The organism is Lentzea sp. (assembly GCF_036380075.1).
Lineage (GTDB): Bacteria > Actinomycetota > Actinomycetes > Mycobacteriales > Pseudonocardiaceae > Lentzea.
Genome location: NZ_DASVFL010000364.1, coordinates 1 through 21,994, shown reverse-complemented (window position 1 = coordinate 21,994; position 21,994 = coordinate 1). Strand labels below are relative to the sequence as shown.

Below are 21,994 nucleotides of genomic sequence, written 5' to 3'. Positions count from 1 at the left end.
CGCGCGGTGGCGACCCCCAGCCACCGCAGCCCCCGGAAAGCGAGCTCCATGACCGCCATCGACCCCACCGCCCACCTCACCGACGAGCAGATCGAGGAGCTCGGCCGCGAGCTCGACGCCATCCGCGACGAGGTCATCGCGAGCCGCGGTGAGAAGGACGCCGCCTACATCCGCAAGGTCATCTCGGCGCAGCGCAAGCTGGAGCTGGCCAGCCGCGGCATCCTGCTGTTCTCGCTCTTCCCGCCGGCCTGGATCGTCGGCACCGCCGGCCTGTCCGTCGCGAAGATCATGGACAACATGGAGATCGGGCACAACATCCTGCACGGGCAGTGGGACTGGATGCGCGACCCGAAGATCCACTCCACCACCTGGGAGTGGGACCACGTCTCCCCGGCCGACCAGTGGAAGCACTCGCACAACGAGCTGCACCACACGTACACCAACGTGATCGGCAAGGACAACGACCTCGGCTACGGCATCATGCGCGTCGACGAGGACCAGAAGTGGCACCCGATGCACCTCGGCCAGCCGCTGTGGAACTTCATCAACGCCTGCTTCTTCGAGTACGGCATCGCCGCGTACGACCTGGAGCTCGGCAAGAACCTCCACAAGCGCCGCCGCAAGAACCCCGAGTTCCGCGCGCGGGCCAAGGCCGTCGGCCGCAAGATCCGCAAGCAGGTGCTCAAGGACTACGTGATCCACCCGCTGCTGTCGGGCCCGTCGTTCCTCACCACGCTCGCCGCGACCTTCACCGCGAACCTCGTCCGCAACCTGTGGTCGCACTCGGTGATCATGTGCGGTCACTTCCCCGAGGGCGTGCAGACCTTCGAGCGCCGCTCGATCAAGGGCGAGACGCGCGGCCAGTGGTACCTGCGCCAGATGATGGGCTCCGCGAACATCAGCGGCAGCAAGGCCATGCACTTCATGACCGGCAACCTGTCGCACCAGATCGAGCACCACCTGTTCCCCGACCTGCCGAGCAACCGGTACGCCGAGGTCTCGGTGAAGGTGCGGGCGCTGTTCGAGAAGTACGAGCTGGACTACGTGACCGGACCGCTGCCCAAGCAGGTCTTCTCCGCGTGGCACAAGGTGTTCCGCCTCTCGCTGCCGAACAAGAAGCCGAAGGTCAAGACGCCGGCCCCCGACAAGGAGCTCGTCGCGGCCTGACACAACAGGACAGAAAGCGGAACAGATCTTTCGGCCGGTACCGGAGTCCTGTCCGGTACCGGTGAGATTCCTCCGTAGGGCCCGAAACGTCGTTTCCCTGCCATCGCCTCGGGCCCTCCGACGGAGGAACCCATGCGAAGGGCCTACCTCGTCGCGGCCACCCTGCTCACGGCCGCGACGGTTTGCACCCCTGTCCAGAGTGCTGGCGCGGCAGCCGCCGCCATCACCGAGACCGTCTACGTCGAGTCCACAACGGACAGCGACTCGGACGGCAAGCTCGACCGGATCGCCGCCGACGTCATGCGTCCCGACACGACCGGCCGCGTGCCGGTCGTGATGGAGGCCAGCCCGTACTACGGGCTCGGTGCCACCAAGGCGACCGCTGCCGCCGTGCCGCGCGGCTTCGGCCGGTGGTACGACGAGTACTTCGTGCCCCGCGGGTACGCCGTGGTCGAGGTGGAGATGCAAGGCACCTCCCGCTCGACCGGCTGCCCGACCACCGGCGGCCCCGAGGACACCGCGAGCGTCCGCGCGGTCGTCGACTGGCTCAACGGCCGCGCCAAGGCGTTCTACGCCGACGGCCGCGTGGCGACGGCGAGCTGGAGCACCGGCAACGTCGGCATGCTCGGCGTCTCCTACAACGGCACGCTGCCCAACGCGGCGGCCGCGGCGAACATCCCCGGCGTGAAGACGATCGTGCCGATCGCCGCGATCTCCAGCTGGTACGAGTACGCCCGCGACCAGGGCATCGGCTACACCGGCTGGGAGTCCAACTACCCGGCGTACCTCGCGAACTACGTCGTCAGCGCGGCGCAGAAGGCGAAGTGCAAGCCGGTGTTCGACAAGCTGTCCGCGAACGACGGCGACGAGTCGTGGGACTACACGTCGTTCTGGAAGACCCGCGACTACCGGGTCGGCGCGAAGGACGTGACCGCGGCGGTGTTCGCCGTGCACGGCCAGGCGGACTGGAACGTCAAGCCGTCGCAGTTCGGCCGCTGGTGGAAGGAGCTCGCGGACCGGGACGTGCCGCGCAAGATCTGGCTGCACCGCGGCGGGCACCTCGACCCGATCTCGTTCCGCCAGGCCGAGTGGCAGCGCGTCATGGGCCTGTGGATGGACCACTGGCTCAAGGGCGCCGACAACGGGATCATGGACGAACCCATGGCCGACGTGCAGAAGCCCGACGGCAGCTGGGAACAGGCCGCCTCCTGGCCGCGGCCCGGCACCGCGGGCACCACGCTCTACTTCGGCCCCGCGGCGAGCGACGTGTCCGGTTCGCTCACCGCCACCGCGGCGACCGGCGGCACGCAACGGCTGGGGGACAACACGAACCTCACCGAGTCCGCCATGATGGCCAACCCCGGCACTGCGGACGCGCGCCGGCTGGTCTACGCGACGGCGCCGTTGACGAAGGACGCCCGCCTGTCGGGTGAGGTCGGTGTGACCGCGCGCATCACCTCGAACCGCCCGTCGGCGGCGTTGACGGCGGTGCTCGTCGACTACGGCCCCGGCACGCAGGCCGTGCTGACCGACCGCAGCCCGGTGCAGCTCTCCACCGAGACCTGCGCCAAGAACGACCTGCGCGACCGCACCGGCTGCGCGCGGCCGCCGGAGGTCTCGGTGCAGGCCGTCACCGCGACGATGCTGACGAAGGGCGCCATCGACACCAAGAACAGGGCGTCGCTGGAGTCCGGGACCGCGCTGCCCACCGGTCAGGCCGTCGACGTGACGTGGAAGCTGCACGCGCGCGACGCTCTCATCCCGGCCGGGCACCGCATCGGCATCGTGCTCGTCACGAACCACAGCTCCTACATCGCGCGGGACACCGGGTCGAGCGGTATCGCGCTCGACGTCTCGCTCGGCGCGAGCAAGGTGGTGCTCCCCGTGGTCGGGGGAGCGGTCGTCACCGGATGACGGACGGGTGCCTGCGCGCCGGGACCTCACACCGCGCAGGCACCCGCCTCCCTAGCCTGGCGCGATGTCCTTGGGGGAAGCAGCTTTAGCCGCCATACCGAGCCCGACGCAGGGCGTCTGGCACCTCGGCCCGGTGCCGATCAGGGCGTACGCGCTCTGCATCATCGCCGGCATCCTCGTCGCCGCCTGGCTGACCGAACGCCGCTACGTCCAGCGCGGCGGCCGGCCCGGCGTCATCAACCAGATCGCCACCTGGGCCGTGCCGTTCGGCGTCATCGGCGCCCGGCTGTACCACGTCGCCACGTCCTGGCAGCCGTACTTCGGCCCCGGCGGCAACCCCGTGAAGGCCCTCTACATCTGGGAGGGCGGGATGGGCGTGTGGGGCGCCATCGCGCTCGGGGCGCTCGGGGCGTGGATCGGTGCCCGCCGCGCCGGGGTCGCCCTGCCGCCGCTCGCCGACGCCGCCGCGCCGGGAATCCTGCTGGCGCAGGGCATCGGCCGTCTCGGCAACTGGTTCAACAACGAGGTGTACGGCGGTCCGACCGACCTGCCGTGGGCGCTCACGATCCACGAGTGGGACCAGGGCGCGGGACGCGCGGTCCTCGGTCCCGACGGGCAGCCGGTGGTGCTCGGCACGTTCCACCCGGCGTTCCTCTACGAGCTGCTCTGGACCTTCGCCGCGGCGGCCGTGGTGATCTGGGCCGACCGCCGGTTCCGGCTCGGGCACGGCCGCGCGTTCGGGCTCTACGTGGTGCTCTACACCCTCGGCAGGCTGTGGATCGAGACGCTGCGGATCGACGAGGCCAACACGGTTCTGGGGCTGCGCCTCAACATCTGGACCTCGGTCATCGTGTGCGCGATGGCCGCCGCGCTGACGGTGTGGTCGGCGCGGCGGCATCCCGGCCGGGAGGACCTCGGGCCGGATCCGGAGCCGGGCGGTGCGCCGCCGCCGGCGGACGGGGCGTCCGCGCGGACCGCTGCGGGGTGACCGCGACACTCCGCGCCGGCCGGCCTACGTCCGCTGGACCACCGCGGTGACCGTGATGTCGACGTACCGGCCGATCAGGAACCCCGGCGCCCGGATCCCGAGCGTCCGGCGGTCCAGCCGGGCGGTCGCCGTCAGCACCGCCTCCTGACCGTCCACGGAGGACAGCCGGGCGACACCGGTCAGCGGGGCCGACGTGCCGCGGGCGGTGAGGGTGCCGGTGACCCGCCAGCCGTCGCGGACGGCCTCGACCGCGGTCGAGGTGAACGTCATCGCCGGATGCCGGTCGAGGTCGAGCAGGCGCGGTTTGCGCAGGTCCAGGTCGCGCTTGGCGACGCCGGTGTCGACGCGGCCCAGGTCGAGGGTGCCGTGGACGGCCAGCAGCGCGCCGTCCCGGCCGAACTCGACGGACCCGCCGGTGACGGGCACCGTGCCGCGCGCCGTGCGGCCCAGGTTGCCGACCTCGAACGACGCGGTGCTGCGGGACACGTCGGCCCGCCACAGGCCGACGGTCAGCGCGGCGGTCACGACCGTGCTCCCGCCGGCTCGAAGACCTCGTGCACCGGGTAGATCTCGACGCGGTCGGGGCCCGGCAGCAACGCCGGGTCCTCGCCGGGCAGCAGCGCGGTGCCGAGGACCGCCTTCTGGGCGTCCGCCAGCGCCTGCTCGGACTCGGCGATCGTCACGACGACCTCGCCGCCGTCGGCCCTGCGCAGCACGTAGGTCCTGAGGACGCCCGGCACGGCGCCGGCGGCGGGCGCGATGCGGTTCCCGGCCGCGAAGTCCGCGGCGGCCAGCTGCTCGGGGCTGCGCGGGCCGTCGAAGTAGGTGAGTTGCGCGTACATGGTCCGCCTCCTGGCTCGTTGATGACACCGAGTCTCGGCCGTGCCGAGCGACGCGGGATCCGTGCCGGCACGCAGTGCGGTACTGAACCGCCACCGGGCGGCGATACTCCCGGTGTGGAGGCTCCGATCTTCGGACGGGACCGCGAGCTCGCCGAGCTGCGCGCCGGTCTCGTCGCGGCGGCGGCCGGCACCGGGCGGCTGGTGCTGGTCGGCGGGGACGCGGGCATCGGCAAGACGCGGCTGGCCGATGCCGCCGCGGCGATGGCCGGCGAGTACGGCGTTCCCGTCGCGCGGGGGCAGGCCGTCGACGACCCCGGCATGCCGCCGCTGTGGCCGTGGCGGCGGGTGGCCAGGACGCTTCCCGCGCTCGGCGACGTCCTGTCGGGCGCGCACCTCGACCCGGACGCGGGCACCCGGTTCGCCATGTTCACCGACGCCACCGACGCGCTGATCACGTCCGGGCCGCTGCTCGTGGTGCTGGAGGACCTGCACTGGGCGGACCGCACCTCGCTCCGGCTGCTCGTCCACCTCGCCGGTGAGCTGCCCGCGGCGCGCGTGCTGGTCGTGGCCACCTATCGCGACGGCGGCCTGGCGGACGTGCTGCCCGGCCTCGTGCGCGCGCCGGCCACGCGTGTGGTCCGCCTCCACGGCCTGACCGGCGCGGACGTCACCGGGTGGGTGCGCAGCGCGACGACCGAACCCGACGCCGCGGCACTGGCGGCGCGGCTGGTCGAGAGGACCGGCGGCAACCCGCTCTACGTCCGGATGCTGCTCGACAGCGGCGAGGCCGAGCCGGAGCTGCACCGGCTGGTGCTGTCCCGGCTGGACGGACTCAGCCCGCGCGCCCGTGAGGTGCTGGCGGCGGCCAGCGTGCTGGGGGAGCGGATCGACCCCGCGCTGCTCGCCACGCTCGTCGGCGAGGACCCGGCGGCGCCGCTGGACGAGGCCGTCGCCGCCCGCGTGCTCCAGGACGACGGGACGCCGGCGTTCACCCACGCGCTCGTCCGGGACGCGGTCTACGAGGAACTGGCTCCCTCCGCACGTGCCGACCTGCACCGACGGGCCGCTCTGGCGCTCACCGAGAGCGGCGGCGCACCGGGCCGCATCGCCGCGCACTGGCGCCGTGCGGGTGGCCCGGACGCCGCCGCGGAGTGCACGCGGTGGGCCACCGAAGCGGCGAAGGCCGCCACGGCCGACCTCGCCTACGACGACGCGGCCCGGTTCGCCGCGCTCGCCCTCGCCTCCGCGCCGCAGCCCACCGCCGCCCTCACCCTCGACCTGGCACGGGCGGAGTTCCTGGCGGGGGAGGCACTGGCGAGCCTCGACCACTGCCGCACGGCCGCCCGGCTGGCCCAGGAGGCCGGCGAGCCCGGACTGGCCGCCGAGGCCGCGCTCGTGGTCACCGGCATGGGCGACCGGGTCCTGCTCACGGCCGTCGACCAGCTGTGCACTACGGCGCTGCGGCACCTCCCGGAGGACGCCACCGCCCTGCGCGCCCGGCTGCTCGCCCGCCGCGCGATGGCCGCGACCGTGACGGGAGAAGCGGCGCGGGCACGGGAACTGTCGGCCGAAGCGCTCGACCTGGCCGTGCGCAGCGGGGACCCGGACGCGGAGTTCGACGGCCTGCACGCCCGGCACGTCACGCTGTGCGCGCCGCAGTTCCGCGCGGAACGGGTCGAGCTCGCGCACCGGGCCGTGGCACTGGCCGCGGCGGCACGCCAGCCACACGCGTCGTTGTGGGGACACGTCTGGCTGGTCGACGCGGCGTTCCAGGCGGGCGACCTGGCCGCCGTCGACCACGAGCTGGACCTGATCGAACAGTTCGCCGCGGCAAGGCAGCACCCCGTGGCGTGGTGGCACCTGCACCGGCTGCGGGCCGCGCGGGCCGCGCTGGTCGGCAGGTTCGACGCGGTCGAGCAGCACAACGGGACAGCACGCCAGGTGGCCGAACGGATCGGCGCCACCGCCGCCAAGGGCATGTACTACGCGTTCGAGAACTGGCTCGCGCAGCTGCGTGGCACCATCGACCGCGAGGTGGCGCGGGAGGCCTTCGCCGTGCTGGAGGAGGTCGCCGACATCCCGCTGGCGCGCGTCTACGTGCCGTTCCTGCACGCGCTGGTCGGCGACGTCGAGCAGGCCCGGTCGACGTTCGAGGAGTTCCGGTCGATGCCGGCGGTGCTCGAGGTCGGGCCGACGTGGGCGCCCCTGGTCAGCCAGATCGGCATGATCGCCTGCCTGCTCGGGGACGAGGAGACCGCCGGCCTGGTCCACCGCACGCTGTCCACCCTGGAACCCGACTTCTCGGCCGACGGGTCGGGCGCGGTGTTCTGCAGCGCCGCCACCCCGCAGCTGCTCGGCGACCTCGCGATGACCTGCGGCCGCACGGAGACCGCGATCGGCCACTACCGGCTGGCCGCCGAGATGAACGCCCGCATCGGCGCCCGCCCGTTCGTCGCGCTGAGCAGACTCGGCCTCGCCCGCGCGCTCACCGACCGGGGCGACCTCGCCGAAGCCCGGCCGCTCGCCGCGCAGGCCGCCGCGGAGTTCCGCGCGCTCGGCATGCCCGTCCGGCTGGCCGACGCCGACCGCCTGCTCCAGCGCATCGGCGCCGGGGAGCGGGCCGCGGATCCCTTGTCACCACGCGAGTCCGAGGTCGTCGAGCTCGTCGCGCAGGCCCTCACGAACCGGCAGATCGCCACGCGGCTCACGCTGTCCGAACGCACCGTCGAGACCCACGTCCGCAGCGTCCTGGCCAAGCTCGGGCTGCGCACCAGGACCGAGATCGCCGCGTGGTCGCTCACGCGCCGGGGGTGACGAGCCCTAACCCTCGAAGCCGCCGTGCCGGCCCGCGCCGGACGTGAAGCGGGCCGCCCCGGCGGCCCCTTCCCGGTGCACCACAGGCACCCCGGCCGCGCCCTCCGCCCGCAGCGCCTCCTCCAGCGGCAGGTCCAGGCCGGCGTAGGTCGACGCCCGGTCCGCCAGCACGCACTCGAACGGGAAGGACGCGATCTGCTCGGCCAGCTCCAGCGCGGCGGGCACGGCCTGACCGGGTTCGACGACCCGGTTGGCCAGCCCGATCGCCAGCGCCTCGTCCGCCTTGACGGGACGTCCGGTGAGGATCAGGTCGAGCGCCCGCCCCAGGCCGACGACCCTGGGCAGCCGCGCGGTGCCGCCGTCGATCAACGGCACGCCCCACCGCCGGCAGAACACCCCGAACGTCGCGTCGCTCTCGACCACCCGCAGGTCCGCGAGCAGCGCCAGCTCCAGCCCGCCCGCGACGGCGTAGCCGCTGACCGCCGCGATCACCGGCTTGCCGATCCGCAGCCGCGTCGGCCCCATCGGCCCCGACCCGCCGCCGTCGGGGTCGAGCTCGTTGCGGCGGTCCGGATCGGACACCGCGCTCAGGTCGGCGCCCGCGCAGAACGTGCCGCCCGCGCCGGTCAGCACGGCCACCCGCTGGGCCGGGTCCGCCTCGAAGGCCTCGAACGCCGCCCGCAGGTCGTCGGCCATCCGGCGGTCGACGGCGTTGCGCCGGTCGGGACGGTTCATCCAGATCACCGTCGTCGTGCCGCGCTGCTCGACCCGCACGTCGTCCATCGGACCTCCTGGGCTCGGCCTGAGGGTAGGCGCGCCGGCGGACCGTCCGGAACCTCCGCCCACCGCGGCCCGGTGATCCCCGCGATGATCACTGGCGCCGCACGCGCCGGATGACGTCTACTGTGCGCCATGGCCATCGTCTCTCCCGGTTTCACCGGCCGGCGCCAGTCGCCGGACGTGCGGCTGCCGCCCGGCCAGTACCTGGCGGAGGACTTCCCGGTGCTCACCGCGGGACCGACGCCGCGCGTGCCCACCGACCGGTGGCGGTTCACCGTCAGCACCGAGGTGGGACGGAAGTACGAGTGGACCTGGCAGCAGCTGATCGAGCTGCCCGCGGAGAAGGTCACCACGGACATCCACTGCGTGACCAAGTGGTCGAAGCTCGGCACGCGGTGGAAGGGCGTCTCGCTGGACGTGCTGCTGGAGGACGTGGAGACGGCGGCCGACTTCGCGCTCGTCCAGTCCTACGGCGGCTACACGACCAACCTGCCGCTGGAGGACCTCCTCGACGGCCAGGCGTGGATCGCCTACCGCTACGACGACGACGATCTGACGCCCGAGCACGGCGGCCCGGCGCGGTTGCTGGTGCCGCACCTGTACTTCTGGAAGTCGGCGAAGTGGGTCCGCGGGATCCAGTTGCTGCTGGAGGACGAACCCGGCTTCTGGGAGAGCGCGGGTTACCACGACTACGGAGACCCATGGCGCGAGCAGCGGTATCAGGGCGACTGACGTGGCGGGCGGCGTCGCTCGCCGAGGCCGCCGACATCACGGGCAGCGCGCGCCGGCTGCTGTTCGAGGTGCCGGACTGGCCCGGTCACCTGCCGGGACAGCACGTCGACGTGCGGCTCACCGCCGAGGACGGCTACTCGGTGCAGCGCAGCTACTCGATCTCCTCGGCGCCGGACGGCGACCGCGTCGAGCTGGCCGTGCAACGCGTCGAGGGCGGCGAGGTGTCGCCGTACCTGTGCGACGTGCTGCCGGTCGGCGCGCAGATCGAGCTGCGCGGTCCGGTGGGCGGCTGGTTCGTGTGGCGTGCCTCGGACCTCGCGCCGGTGACGCTCGTGGCGGGCGGGTCGGGCATCGCGCCGCTGATGGCGATGATCCGCACCCGTGCCGCCGAGGGCAGCCGCGTGCCGTTCCGGCTCGTCTACTCGGTGCGCACGCCCGACGACGTGTACTTCGCGGACGAGCTGCGGCAGCGCGCCCGTGAGGACGCGGGCCTGGACGTGAAGGTCGTGTACACCCGGCGGGCCCCGGAGGGGTCTCCGGAGCCGCCGGGCCGGCTGGGTGTGGCCACCCTCAACACGTACGCCTGGCCCGCGGAGTTCACCCCGCAGACGTTCCTCTGCGGCCCGACGGGGTTCGTGGAGACCGCGTCGGACGTCCTGGTGGCGCTGGGCCACGACCCGCGCCGCGTCCGCACCGAGCGTTTTGGCTGACAGGAGCACCGATGAGCGACGACGGTCACGTGGACGGCAACGCGCTGGCGGGGGACCTCCGGGAGATCTTCGCCGTGGACCTGACCGCGGCGACCGGGCAGTGCTCGGGCTGCGGCCACCGCGGTCCGGTGGCGTCGCTGCGCGTCTACCACAACGCGCCGGGCGTGGTGGCGCGCTGCCCGCACTGCGAGGAGGTCGTGCTGCGGCTCGTGCGTGGCCGTGACCGCGCCTGGCTGGACCTCCGCGGCACGGTGAGCCTGGAGATCCCGCTGCCGTCCTGACGGGCGAGCCGACCCTTCCTGGTCTGGAACGCGTCCAGTTTCTGACGTAACAGCGCGGTCATTTCGACGAAATTTGTCCGGTTGACATGCGGGATACCTCCATTCGGCCGTAGACCCGCGACCGACGCGCGTGCGTGGATGTACGGGAGCGCTCTTACAACGTTGTAAAACGAAGGGGAATCTCGCCGATGAGAAAAGCCGCCCCCGTACTCGTCGCGCTGCTGCTGGCGCTGGGCGTCGCGCCAGGCACGCCGCCCGCAGGTGCCGCCGAGCCCGTGCACGGCCTGAAGGGCGAGTACTTCAGCATGTCCCAGCCGGGCGCGCGCGACTTCGCGAAGCTCGGCGGAACGGTGCTCGACAGCCAGGTCAACCAGTCGGACCTGACCGGTGTGTTCAGCTTCCTCAACGGGCAGACCGAGCACACGACGGCCCGCTGGACCGGGCAGATCGCCGTGCCGCAGACCGGCGACTACACGTTCTACGCCATCGGTGACAACGGGTTCCGGCTGCTGATCGACGGCCGGCCGGTGATCGACCACTGGGTCCCGGACTGGGACAGGGAGCAGACCAGCGCGCCGGTCACGCTGACCGCGGGCAGGCAGTACGACTTCAAGCTGGAGATGTTCCAGGACGTCGGCGGCGCCAACATGTTCCTGCGCTGGTCGAGCGCGGCCATCGCGAAGCAGATCGTGCCGGAGTCCGCGTTCACGCCGCCGGCGGGCTTCCAGGCCGTGCCGCGCGCGGCGAGCGTCTCCAAGGACGGGCGCACGCTCACCGCCGACTTCGACGGCCGGGTGTCGGGCGTCGGCGACCTGAAGGACCACCTGCGCGTCGAGGTCGACGCGACGCCGATGCCGGTCTCGGTCGTCACGAGCAGCCGCGAGCGGGTCACGATCCGGCTCGCCGAGCGGGTGCTCAAGGGCCAGCTGGTCCGCATCTACTACGACGGCGCTGGCGCGCTGGCGGCGGGCGGCAAGAAGGTCGAGAAGGCGGCACGCGTCGTCACGAACACCTCGGCCGAGCGGCTGCGCACGCCGTGGGGCGAGAAGGTCGACACGCGCAACCCGTTGCCGGAGTACCCGCGGCCGCAGCTCGAGCGCGACAAGTGGCTCAACCTCAACGGCCCGTGGGAGTTCTCGGGCGCGAAGGAGGGTCAGCAGCCGGCGTTCGGCAAGAAGCTCCCCGAGAAGATCATCGTGCCCTACCCGGTCGAGTCGCAGCTGTCCGGCCTGGAACGGCACGAGGACCACATGTTCTACCGCCGCACCGTGAACGTCCCGCACGACTGGAAGATCGGCAACGGGCAGCGCCTCAAGCTCAACTTCGGCGCCGTCGACTACCAGGCCAAGGTCTGGGTGAACGGCAAGCTCGTCGCGGAGCACACCGGCGGCTACACGGCGTTCAGCGCCGACATCACCGACGCCCTCAAGCGCGGTGGCGAGCAGGAGATCATCGTCGCCGCCACCGACACCACGGGCCCGAACCAGCCCAAGGGCAAGCAGTCGCCCAACCCCAGCGGCATCTTCTACACCCCGTCGTCGGGCATCTGGCAGACGGTGTGGCTGGAACCGGTGGCGGACAAGGGCATCGACGAGATCAAGACGACCCCCGACCTGACCACGAGCACGCTGGCGCTCAACGTCAAGTCCGCGGGCAACGCCACCGTCACGGCGGTCGCGAAGGACGCGCGCGGCCGGCAGGTCGGCACGGTCACCGGACCGGCGAACTCGGACCTCAGGATCCCGGTGCCGAACCCGCACCTGTGGACGCCGGACGACCCGTACCTGTACCAGCTGGAGGTCAGGCTGGGCGGTGACAAGGTCAAGAGCTACTTCGGCATGCGCTCCACCGGCATCACGAACGTCGGCGGCGTCCCGAAGCTCACGCTCAACGGCCAGCCGATCTTCAACCTGATGCAGCTGGACCAGGGCTTCTACCCGGACGGCCTGAACACCGCGCCGAGCGACGACGCCCTCGTCTTCGACCTCCAGGCGCAGAAGGACCTCGGCTTCAACGCGGTCCGCAAGCACATCAAGGCCGAGCCCGCCCGCTGGTACTACCACGCCGACCGGCTCGGACTGCTGGTGTGGCAGGACTTCGTGGCCCTCGAGGACGGCAACGACCCGCTCTCGCAGGAAAGGTTCGTCAAGGAGGGCAAGGAGCTGATGCACCAGCTCCAGAACTACCCGTCCATCTACGCCTGGATCGTCTTCAACGAGGGCTGGGGCGAGTGGGACAAGACCGCCACCGGCCGGATCACCGACGAGGTCAAGGCGCTCGACCCGAGCCGGGTCGTCAGCGCCCACAGCGGCGTGAACTGCTGCGCCTCCAAGGGGGACAGCGGCCGGGGTGACGTCATCGACCACCACGACTACAACAACACCGACCCGGCCCGTCCGGACGGCGGTTCGCGGGTCGTGATGGACGGCGAGCACGGCGGCTTCACGCTGCGCACGCCGGGACACCAGTGGCCCGGCGCGCCGATCGCGATCTACAGCGGTGTGGCGGACAAGGCGGCGCTGACGGCGAAGTACGTCGACAACACCCGCACGTTCTACCTGGGCCAGGCGCGCCAGGAGATGTCCGCGTCGGTCTACACGCAGGTCACCGACCTCGAAGGCGAGCTCAACGGCCTGTGGACCTACGACCGCAAGGAGATCAAGGTCGACCCCGGTCCCGTCCGCGAGATCAACCGGCGCGTGATCGAGGCCGGCGCGAACGCGGGCAAGCCCTACCCCTACGCGGGCAAGGGCGAGTGGAACCTGGACGAGCGCAAGGGCACCACGGCGAAGGACTCGAGCGGCGGCAGGAACCCGCTGACGCTCACCCCGACCGGCGTGGCGTTCAAGGACGGCGCGCTCCAGTTCTCCGGGGGCTCCGCGGACACCTACGGCCCGGTCGTCGACACGACCGGTGACTACACGGTGCACGCGAAGGTGAAGCTCGACGAGGTGCCGGGCAACTACGCGACCGCGGTGAGCCAGGACGGCCGGGAGCGGGAGAACCCGTTCTACCTCCAGTACGGGCAGGGCGCCTGGGCGTTCAGCACGCCCGGCGGCAACCGGGCCCGGTTCGAGGTCGTGCCGGAGGTCGGCCGCTGGTACGAGCTCACGGGCGTGCGGGCCGGCAACGAGATCCGGCTCTACGTCGACGGGGTGAAGGTCGCGACGGCTCCTGCCGGACCGGCACTGGTCAGCACCGGCGCGTTCACGGTCGGGCGGGCCAAGTACGACGGCCGCAACGTCGACTTCTGGCGGGGCGCGGTCGACGACGTCGACGTGGTCGGCAAGGCGTTGACGGATGCGGAGGTCGCCCAGCTCTCCTGATGTTGGGAGAACGCTCTCCGGACGTGGTACAACCGGTGCATGACCAAGGCCGCGCCCACGCTGGAGGACGTCGCGAGAGTGGCGGGCGTGTCCCGTGCGACGGTCTCGAGGGTCGTCAACGGGACACGCAACGTCGACCCGCAGCTCCAGGAGACGGTGCGCAACGCGATCGAGCAGACCGGGTACACGCCGAACCGCGTGGCCCGGTCTCTCGTCACCCGGCGCACGGGCACGGTGGCGCTGGTGATCTCCGGCGCGGGCGGCGGGTCGGACGTCTTCACCGACCCGTTCTTCGGCAGGGTCACCGCGGGGGTCGTGGACTTCCTGCGGCTGCACAGCGTGCACCCGGTGCTCATGCTCGCCGACTCCGACCCCTCGCGCACCGAGGTGGTCGAGTTCCTCAGACAGGGCAGCGCCGACGGCGCGCTCCTGGTGACGACCCACCCGTTCGACCCGCTGCCGGCCCGGCTGCTGGCGGCCGAGGTGCCCGCCGTGCTCTACGCGCGGCCGGGCCGGCCGATGCCGGTCAGCTACGTCGACATGGACCACCGCGCGGGCGGCAGGATGGCCGCGGACCACCTGGTGGCGTCCGGGCGGTACAACATCGCCACGATCTCCGGCCCGCTCGACGTCCTGGCGAGCCAGGACCGGCACGCCGGTTTCCGCGACGCCATGGCCCGCCACGGTTTCCCGTACGTGCCGACCGCGGAGGGCGGGTTCACCGCCGAGAGCGGGGCGGCCGCGATGCGGCAGCTGCTCACCGAGACCCCCGACCTCGACGCGGTGTTCGCCGCGAACGACCTGATGGCGCAGGCGGCCGTGGACGTGCTGCACGAGCACGGCCTGCGCGTCCCCGACGACGTGGCCGTGGTCGGGTTCGACGACAGCGCGCCCGCGCGGAACTGCCGCCCGCAGCTCACCACGGTCCGGCAGCCGGTGGAGCGGATGGCGGCGCAGATGGCCGACCTGCTGCTGACCGACCTGGAAAAACCGGGACAACGGCCGAAATCCGTCATCTTCGAACCGGAACTCGTCGTCCGGGCCTCTGCCTGATTGACCTGTCCGACACCCGGCGTTAACGTCCCTTGGGAGAGCGCTCTCACGCCCCTGTCCAAGGCTTTCCGCCCTTCCCCCCGTCAGGCAGGATCATGGGCTCACCCCTGTCCAGGGCCGCCGCGTTCGCCGCTGCCGCCCTGTGTTTGGTGACTACTGTCAGCGCCACCTCCCAGGCCGGTGCCGCCGCGTGCGGCACCACGAACGCCGCTCTGAACCGCACGGCCACCGCGTCGTCCACCGAGAACGGCGGCACGCCCGCCTCCGCCGCCGTCGACGGCAACGCGGGCACCCGGTGGTCGTCGCAGTTCTCCGACCCGCAGTGGCTCCAGGTCGACCTCGGGTCCACGCAGCAGGTCTGCCGCGTCTCCCTGACCTGGGAAGGCGCGTACGGCAAGGCCTTCCAGGTCCAGGTGACCGACAACGCCGCCGACTCCTCGTCGTGGCGCAACGTCTACTCGACCACGACCGGCACCGGTGGCACGCAGAACCTCGACGTCAGCGGCTCCGGCCGGTACGTGCGCGTGCTGGGCACCCAGCGCGGCACCGGCTACGGCTACTCGTTGTGGGAGCTCGGCGTGTTCACCGAGGGCGACACCACCACCGTGCCGCCGACCGACCCGCGCAACCCCGACTTCGGTCCCAACGTGTACGTCTACGGGCCGGGCTCGTCGCAGGCGGAGATGCAGGCGAGGCTCGACTCGATCGCCGCGCAGATGAAGACGAACCAGTTCGGGCCGCAGCGCCACGCCGTGCTGTTCAAGCCCGGCACGTACAACGCCGACGTCAACCTGCGGTTCTACACGCAGGTCGCCGGGCTGGGCCTCAACCCGGATGACGTGAACATCAACGGCCACATCCGGGTCGAGGCCGACTGGCTCCAGCAGGGCAACGACCCGAACAACCTCGGCAACGCCACGCAGAACTTCTGGCGCGGCGCCGAGAACCTGTCGGTCACGCTGCCCGCCAACCAGATCGAGCGCTGGGCGGTCTCGCAGGCCACCGCGTACCGGCGGATGCACCTGCGCGGCCAGGCGCACCTGTGGAACGGCTACGACGGCTGGGCCAGCGGTGGCCTGATCGTCGACAGCAAGATCGACGGCGTCGTGGTCTCGGGCTCGCAGCAGCAGTTCCTGACCCGCAACAGCAACCTCGCCGGCGGCTGGTCGGGTTCGGTGTGGAACATGGTCTTCGCGGGCACGCAGGGCGCCCCGGCCGACCACTTCCCGAACCCGTCGCACACCACCGTCGACACCTCCCCGGTGACGCGGGAGAAGCCGTACCTCTACCTCGACGGCTCGGGTTCGTACCGGGTCTTCGTGCCGGCGCTGCGCACCAACTCCCGCGGCACCAGCTGGGAGAACGGCAACCCCGGCTCGTCGGTGTCGCTCGCGGACTTCTTCATCGTCAAGCCCGGCACGTCCGTCGCGACCATCAACACCGCGCTCGCGCAGGGCAAGCACCTGCTGCTCACCCCGGGCATCCACCAGCTGAACGACACGATCAAGGTCACCCGGCCGAACACGATCGTGCTCGGCCTCGGGCTCGCCACGCTGACCCCGACCACGGGCAAGGCCGCGCTCACGACGTCCGATGTGGACGGTGTGAAGCTGGCCGGGTTCCTGGTCGACGCCGGTGTGCAGAACTCGCCGGTGCTGCTGGAGATCGGTGACGCGACCACCGCGGACCACTCGGCCAACCCGACCTCGCTGCACGACGTGTACCTGCGCGTCGGCGGGTCGCAGGCCGGCAAGGCGACGGTCAGCATGCGCGTCAACAGCCGCAACACGATCATCGACCACACCTGGGTGTGGCGCGCCGACCACGGCGAGGGCGTGAGCTGGACGGCGAACCCCGGCCAGAACGGCGTGGTCGTCAACGGCGAGAACGTGACCGCGTACGGGTTGTTCGTCGAGCACTACCAGCAGAACAACCTGGTCTGGAACGCCAACGGCGGCCGCGTGTACCTGTACCAGAACGAGCTGCCGTACGACCCGCCCAACCAGGCCGCGTGGATGAACGGCTCGAAGCGCGGCTGGGCCGGGTACAAGGTGGCCGACTCGGTGACGACGCACCAGGCGTTCGGCGTCGGCGTGTACGCCTTCAACCAGGCCGACCCGAGCATCGTGACGGACAACGCCTTCGAGGCGCCGAACCGGTCGGGCGTGAAGTTCACGCACCTGGTCGCGGTGTCGCTGGGCGGGGTGGGCACGATCGCCAACGTCATCAACGGCACGGGCGGTCAGGCGGACCTGGCGAACCAGGTCCGCTACGTCGTCAGCTACCCGTGACCGAGGCGGTCCAGCTGCCTCCCGCGTGACGACTCGACGGACGCCGCGAAGCTCTTGGTCGCGGCGTCCGTCCCGTTCTCCTGTTCGCTGCGCGCGAGCTTGGCCGTCTGGTCGAGGTGCTCGCGCAGCTTCGTCGCGAGCGAGGCCGGATCCGCCTGGACGGCCAGGAGATCGGCCGCCGAGACGAGGCCCGGCATCCGGTGGCCCGCGTGCGGGTTCGTGTCCGGCAGTCCTGCCCGGTCCCGGAGCTGCCTGAGGTGGACGAGCTCGTCCGAGTGCGACGCCTTGAGCTCCGCGGCGAACTCCCGCAGCTCGGCGGGGGCGGCGTCGAGAGCGGGCAGGAGCTGTTCGTTCATCGGGATCATGAGCTGCACCCACGCCGTGTCGGTGCTGTTGAACGGCGACGCGGACGGCGGGGGAGCGGCGGCCGGCGCGGACGCGCACGCCGACAGCAGCAGCAATGCGGAAACACCCCAGGGCACGCGCCGCCCTGGGGTGCATGAGGAGGAGAACGTCACCTCGGCAGCCGGTAGTCCGGCCCGAGCGCCGCTCCTCGATCCGGCTTGTACAGGTCGAACCCGCGCGGGTCGCACTGGAGACCGCCGTTGATGCAGTGGCGGACCAGCGCTGCCTGCGTGGGGGCGTCCCAGGCGTTCATGAAGTCGTAGTGCCAGGTGTAGCCGCGGCCGCTGGCGAGCCGGACGCGCGACATGTCACCGGACACCGGGAACGCCATCTTGAACTCGATCATCGGCACCGCGACCGGGTGCGAGGACGGGCAGACCAGCGTCGCGCGGTCCGGGTAGGCCATGTGCGACTGGTGGTTCGCCGAGTCGAGGTCGCGGCCGTTCCAGCAGCTCGGCGCCTGGTAGCGGACGTTGAGCTGCGTGCCGGGCGTGCAGTACGCCGGGATGTCCCAGTTGTGGAAGCTGTCGCCGCACTCCCAGCCCTCGACGGCGCCGGGCGAGGTGCGGAACTGCTCCTGCGTGGCCGTGGCGCTGCCGACGACGAACCGCAGACCCGGCGGGAACGGCACGACGTCCTGGTACTTCAGGATTCCTGACTTGTAGTAGATGACCTGCGGGAAGTTCGGCGGCACGATCTGGTCGCCGTTGTAGACCGACGGGAACCAGTACGCCGACTTGTCGTCCGGCGTCCTGCAGTTGGTCTGCGCGGACTTGAGCGAGTCGTTGGTGCTGCGGGCGTTGGTGGACGGGTTGCCCAGGAACGTGTGCATGTGCGAGGCGCCCGGCAGTCCCGGGAAGACGATCGGGTCGTCCGGGAGGTGGGTCGTGACCGAGCAGTTCGCCTGGAACTCGTGGTGCGTGACGAGGTCGTCGGCCTGGGCCGACTGGGCCGCGACGGCCACCGCGGCCGTCACGAGGGCGGCCGCGGCCGCCAGTGCGCTGAGTTTTCGGGACACCTGTGTCCTCCTGCCGAGTGGGGAACCGGCTTGGGAGAGCGCTCTCCGAACCAGCGTCCCGCTCCGGTCCGCGAGGTGTCAAGACCGGTTCTTTTGACACTGCCGACGTCTGGTCGTAACGTTCGGCGGCAGGGTTGTGAGAGCGCTCTCCACGCACACACCCCTACTCGTGGCAGGAGGCGCGATGGTCCGCGTCCGCTCCATCGGCACGTTCGTCGCCGTGCTGCTAGGCCTGGCAGTGCTCCCCGCGCACGCCGCTCCCGCCCTGCTCTCGCAGGGCAGACCCGCCGTCGCCTCGTCGACCGAGAACGGCGGCACCCCCGCGTCCGCGGCCGTCGACGGCGACGGCGGCACCCGGTGGTCGAGCGCGTGGAGCGACCCGCAGTGGCTGCGCGTCGACCTCGGCGCGACCTCGGCCGTGACGCGCGTCGAGCTCGACTGGGAGTCGGCGTACGCGACGGCGTTCGAGATCCAGGTGTCGGGCAACGGCGACTCGTGGACACCGATCCGATCGGTGACCGGGGCGACCGGCGGCCGGCAGGGCTACGACGTCAGCGGCAGCGGCCGGTACGTCCGCGTGTACTCGACGCAGCGCGCCAACGGGTACGGCGTCTCGTTGTGGGAGCTGCGCGTCTACGGCGAGCAGGGCTCGAACCCGCCACCCGGTACCGGCGTGCACGTGACCGGGTCGCAGGGCAACTGGCAGCTCACCGTGGACGGCAAGCCCTGGACCGTGAAGGGCCTGACCTGGGGCCCGCCTGCCGCGGACGCCGCGCGGTACATGCCGGAGCTGAAGTCCCTGGGCACCAACACCCTGCGGACCTGGGGCACGGACGCGTCGACCCGCCCGCTGCTGGACGCGGCGGCGGCCAACGGCCTGCGCGTGATCAACGGCTTCTGGCTGCAGCCCGGCGGTGGTCCCGGTTCCGGCGGCTGCGTGAACTACGTGACCGACGCGCAGTACAAGGCCGACACGCTCGGCCAGATCCGGCAGTGGGTCACGACCTACAAGGACCACCCCGGCGTGCTGATGTGGAACGTCGGCAACGAGTCCATCCTCGGTCTGCAGAACTGCTACTCCGGCACCGAGTTGGAGAACCAGCGCATCGCCTACGCCCGGTACATCAACGAGGCGGCGCGCGCGATCCACGCGATCGACGCCAACCACCCGGTGACGAACACCGACGCGTGGACCGGTGCATGGGTCTACCTCAAGGCCTACACGCCCGACCTCGACCTGTACGCCGTCAACTCCTACGGCAACGTCTGCAAGGTGCGTCAGGACTGGGTCGACGGCGGCTACACCAAGCCGTACATCCTCACCGAGGCCGGACCCGCCGGTGAGTGGGAGGTGCCCAACGACGCCAACGGCGTGCCTCTCGAACCGACCGACGTGCAGAAGCGCGACGGCTACACCCAGGCGTGGAACTGCATCGTCGGCCACACCGGCGTCTCCTTCGGCGGCACGCTGTTCCACTACGGCACCGAGAACGACTTCGGCGCCGTCTGGTTCAACCTGACGCCCGCGGGCAAGAAGCGGCTGTCGTTCTACGCCGTGCAACGGGCCTTCGGCGGTGCCACCCCCGCGAACACCCCGCCGGTGATCTCGTCGATGAACGCTCCGGCCACGGTCGCCGCCGGTGCGCCGCTGACGATCGACGTGGCGGCGTCCGACCCGAACGGCGACGCCCTGACGTGGTCCGCGGCGTTCAACAGCAAGTACGTCGACGGGAGCGGCGGCCTGGCGGGTACTCCGGTCCAGGTCACCGGGAGCAGGCTGACCGTCACCGCGCCGGACCGCCTCGGCGTGTGGAAGGTCTACGTCATGGCCGAGGACGGCCGCGGCAACATCGGCATCGAGACCCGCTCGGTCCGGGTCGTCGCGCCGCAGCCGTCCGGCGTGAACGTGGCGCGGGGCAAGGCCGTCACGGCGTCGTCGTACCAGCAGGTCGGCGACGGCGCGCCGTTCCCGCCGTCGAACGCGGTGGACGGCAACGCCGGTTCGCGCTGGGCCACCGACTGGGCCGACCCGCAGTGGCTCCGCGTCGACCTCGGCGCCGTCACGACGTTCCAGCACGTGCAGCTGGTGTGGGAAGGCGCTTTCGGCCGTGCGTATGAGATCCAGGTGTCGGACGACGGCAACGCGTGGAGGTCCGTCTACGGCACGACGAGCGGCAACGGCGGTGTGGACTCGATCGACGTCACGGCCACCGGTCGGTACGTGCGGCTGTACGCCACCCAACGCGGAACCGGGTGGGGCTACTCGCTGTACGAGCTCGGCGTGTACCGGCGCTGAGTTCGCGCGAGCGGGTGGATTCCGTGACCTCATGAGGTGAATTCCGATCTCCGGCCCCGGCGCCGTGACTAGCTTCGGCGCCATGACCGTCGAAGTGGCGCTGGGGCCGGGATCGAGCACATGGGACCGACTGGGTCAGTGGCGGTACCTGCTGGTGATGCACCGCGCGCTCGTGTTGCAGGCCGCGCATCCGGCCGTGGGTGCCGCGGTGGCCGAGTACTCCGTCTACAACGCACGTCCGTGGCGGAGGTTGTTGCGCACGCTGGAAAGCCTGCACACGTACGTCTACGGCAGTGCGGCCGAGCAACGCCGTGAGCTCGCACGGCTGGAACGCCTGCACCGCCGCATGCAGGGCACCGACGGCTACGGCAGGCCGTTCGACGCGGGCGACACCACCGCGCGTGCGTGGGTGCACCTGACGTTGTACGAAGCCGTGCTGACCATGCAACGCCTCGGCGGCGAGCCGTTGTCCCCGGAGGAGACCGGCCGCTTCTACGACGAGTGGCGGCGGCTCGGGCAGGAGTTCGGCCTGTCCGCCGACGACCTCCCGGCCACGCCCGAGGAGTTCCAGGCGTACTTCGACCACGTGGTCACCGACGTGCTGGAGGACAACACGACGGTCCGCGACCTGTTGTCCGGCAGCGTCTACCGCCTGCCGGTGCCGCCGGGCCTGCCGATCCCGGAGCTGCTCTGGGCACCGGTGCGCTACGCCGTGGTGACCGCCGCCGTCCAGGCCACCGCCGTGACGCTGCCCGCCGCCTACCGCGAACGCCTGCGCCTCACCACCGTGCCGGGCCTCGGCCTGCTGGTCGACGGCCTGCACCAGTCGGTGCGCCTGGTCTTCGACCTCCTGCCGAAGCCGTGGCGCTACATGCCGTTGGCCGCCGCCTCGATCAGGGCCGCCGCCACACCGCGCGTCGCCGCGGCGCCCGAGTCGTTCTTCGAGACCGTGCTGGACCAGAACGGCGACGGCAGGCTGCGCTGGCCGGACCTGCTCGCGATGGCCCGCGAGATCAGCACGCACTTCGACCTGGACGAGAAGGACGAGGACCACGTCCACGAGGCGTTCCGGTCGTGGTGGGAGCAGCTGTGCGAGGCGACCCGCACACCGTCCGACGGCACCGTGACCGTCGCGGCGTACAACGTGGCACTGGCCGACGGCCGCTATCCGGGCGTGCCGTCCCGCGACCACGGGTTCGGCGCGGTCGCCGCGGTGGTGCGCGGGCTGGTGGACCGGGACGGCAACGGCGAGGTGCGGCAGGACGAGTACACGCGGCTGCTGGACCACTCGCCCCGGCGGCACGAGCTGATCGCGGCCATGCGGGAGCTGGACCACGACGGGGACGGGACGATCCGCGGGGACGAGCTGGAGCAGGC

Annotated in this window: 17 protein-coding genes; 12 read left to right on the top strand and 5 right to left on the bottom strand. The window is 71.6% G+C overall.

The genetic code is table 11. The features are described 5' to 3' along the window. The first annotated feature begins 6 nt into the window (after positions 1–6). The 3 genes from VF330_RS38735 to lgt all read left to right on the top strand — a co-directional run bounded on the left by VF330_RS38735 (position 7) and on the right by lgt (position 4,069). Positions 7–1,167, top strand: a complete 1,161-nt coding sequence (locus tag VF330_RS38735) for a fatty acid desaturase family protein (RefSeq protein WP_414675543.1) — start codon at positions 7–9, stop codon at positions 1,165–1,167. Between the two features lie 132 nt (positions 1,168–1,299). Beyond that, on the top strand, positions 1,300–3,081 hold the full coding sequence (locus VF330_RS38730) for a CocE/NonD family hydrolase (RefSeq protein WP_330856718.1): 1,782 nt from the start codon (positions 1,300–1,302) through the stop codon (positions 3,079–3,081). Between the two features lie 64 nt (positions 3,082–3,145). Beyond that, positions 3,146–4,069 (top strand): prolipoprotein diacylglyceryl transferase, encoded by a 924-nt coding sequence (lgt, locus tag VF330_RS38725; RefSeq protein WP_330856717.1) that lies wholly within the window; start codon positions 3,146–3,148, stop codon positions 4,067–4,069. A 24-nt stretch (positions 4,070–4,093) separates the two neighbouring features. On the opposite strand, the gene VF330_RS38720 is transcribed toward lgt, so the two are convergent. Together VF330_RS38720 and VF330_RS38715 are read right to left on the bottom strand one after the other, a co-directional pair. Then, positions 4,094–4,594, bottom strand: coding sequence for a YceI family protein (locus tag VF330_RS38720; RefSeq protein ID WP_330856716.1), 501 nt, complete (start codon positions 4,592–4,594; stop codon positions 4,094–4,096). Then, positions 4,591–4,911 (bottom strand): hypothetical protein, encoded by a 321-nt coding sequence (locus VF330_RS38715; protein ID WP_330856715.1) that lies wholly within the window; start codon positions 4,909–4,911, stop codon positions 4,591–4,593. The genes VF330_RS38720 and VF330_RS38715 overlap by 4 nt, the downstream gene beginning before the upstream one ends. 114 nt (positions 4,912–5,025) lie before the next feature. Between VF330_RS38715 and VF330_RS38710 the strand changes: the two genes are divergently transcribed. Next, positions 5,026–7,725 (top strand): ATP-binding protein, encoded by a 2,700-nt coding sequence (locus VF330_RS38710; protein ID WP_330856714.1) that lies wholly within the window; start codon positions 5,026–5,028, stop codon positions 7,723–7,725. A gap of 6 nt (positions 7,726–7,731) precedes the next feature. On the opposite strand, the gene VF330_RS38705 is transcribed toward VF330_RS38710, so the two are convergent. Next, positions 7,732–8,508 carry a crotonase/enoyl-CoA hydratase family protein gene (locus tag VF330_RS38705; protein WP_330856713.1) on the bottom strand — a complete coding sequence of 259 codons (777 nt, stop codon included), beginning with the start codon at positions 8,506–8,508 and terminating at the stop codon, positions 7,732–7,734. A gap of 129 nt (positions 8,509–8,637) precedes the next feature. On the opposite strand from VF330_RS38705, the gene VF330_RS38700 reads away from it, so the two are divergent. The 6 genes from VF330_RS38700 (at position 8,638) to VF330_RS38675 (ending at position 16,898) form a co-directional block, all read left to right on the top strand. Next, a complete protein-coding gene (locus VF330_RS38700; protein WP_330856712.1) occupies positions 8,638–9,237 on the top strand; it encodes a sulfite oxidase-like oxidoreductase in 600 nt (199 codons plus the stop codon). After that, a complete protein-coding gene (locus tag VF330_RS38695; protein ID WP_330856711.1) occupies positions 9,207–9,947 on the top strand; it encodes a ferredoxin reductase in 741 nt (246 codons plus the stop codon). The genes VF330_RS38700 and VF330_RS38695 overlap by 31 nt, the downstream gene beginning before the upstream one ends. Before the next feature lie 11 nt (positions 9,948–9,958). Continuing rightward, entirely contained in the window at positions 9,959–10,228 is a 270-nt protein-coding gene (locus VF330_RS38690; protein WP_330856710.1) for a DUF6510 family protein, read from the top strand. Between the two features lie 188 nt (positions 10,229–10,416). Continuing rightward, entirely contained in the window at positions 10,417–13,554 is a 3,138-nt protein-coding gene (locus VF330_RS38685) for a LamG-like jellyroll fold domain-containing protein (protein WP_330856709.1), read from the top strand. A gap of 39 nt (positions 13,555–13,593) precedes the next feature. Continuing rightward, a complete protein-coding gene (locus VF330_RS38680; protein ID WP_330856708.1) occupies positions 13,594–14,607 on the top strand; it encodes a LacI family DNA-binding transcriptional regulator in 1,014 nt (337 codons plus the stop codon). Positions 14,608–14,756: 149 nt separating this feature from the next. Then, entirely contained in the window at positions 14,757–16,898 is a 2,142-nt protein-coding gene (locus tag VF330_RS38675) for a discoidin domain-containing protein (protein ID WP_330856707.1), read from the top strand. Here VF330_RS38675 and VF330_RS38670 read toward each other — a convergent pair. Together VF330_RS38670 and VF330_RS38665 are read right to left on the bottom strand one after the other, a co-directional pair. After that, entirely contained in the window at positions 16,889–17,380 is a 492-nt protein-coding gene (locus VF330_RS38670) for a DUF305 domain-containing protein (protein WP_330856706.1), read from the bottom strand. The two genes, VF330_RS38675 and VF330_RS38670, sit on opposite strands and share 10 nt — an antisense overlap. Positions 17,381–17,412: 32 nt before the next feature. Further along, a complete protein-coding gene (locus VF330_RS38665; RefSeq protein WP_330856705.1) occupies positions 17,413–18,321 on the bottom strand; it encodes a DUF1996 domain-containing protein in 909 nt (302 codons plus the stop codon). 184 nt (positions 18,322–18,505) lie between these two features. Between VF330_RS38665 and VF330_RS38660 the strand changes: the two genes are divergently transcribed. Continuing rightward, positions 18,506–20,617, top strand: coding sequence for a discoidin domain-containing protein (locus VF330_RS38660; RefSeq protein ID WP_330856704.1), 2,112 nt, complete (start codon positions 18,506–18,508; stop codon positions 20,615–20,617). A gap of 82 nt (positions 20,618–20,699) precedes the next feature. Beyond that, positions 20,700–21,994: oxygenase MpaB family protein (locus VF330_RS38655; protein ID WP_330856703.1), on the top strand; the 1,295-nt coding region annotated here is incomplete at its 3' end.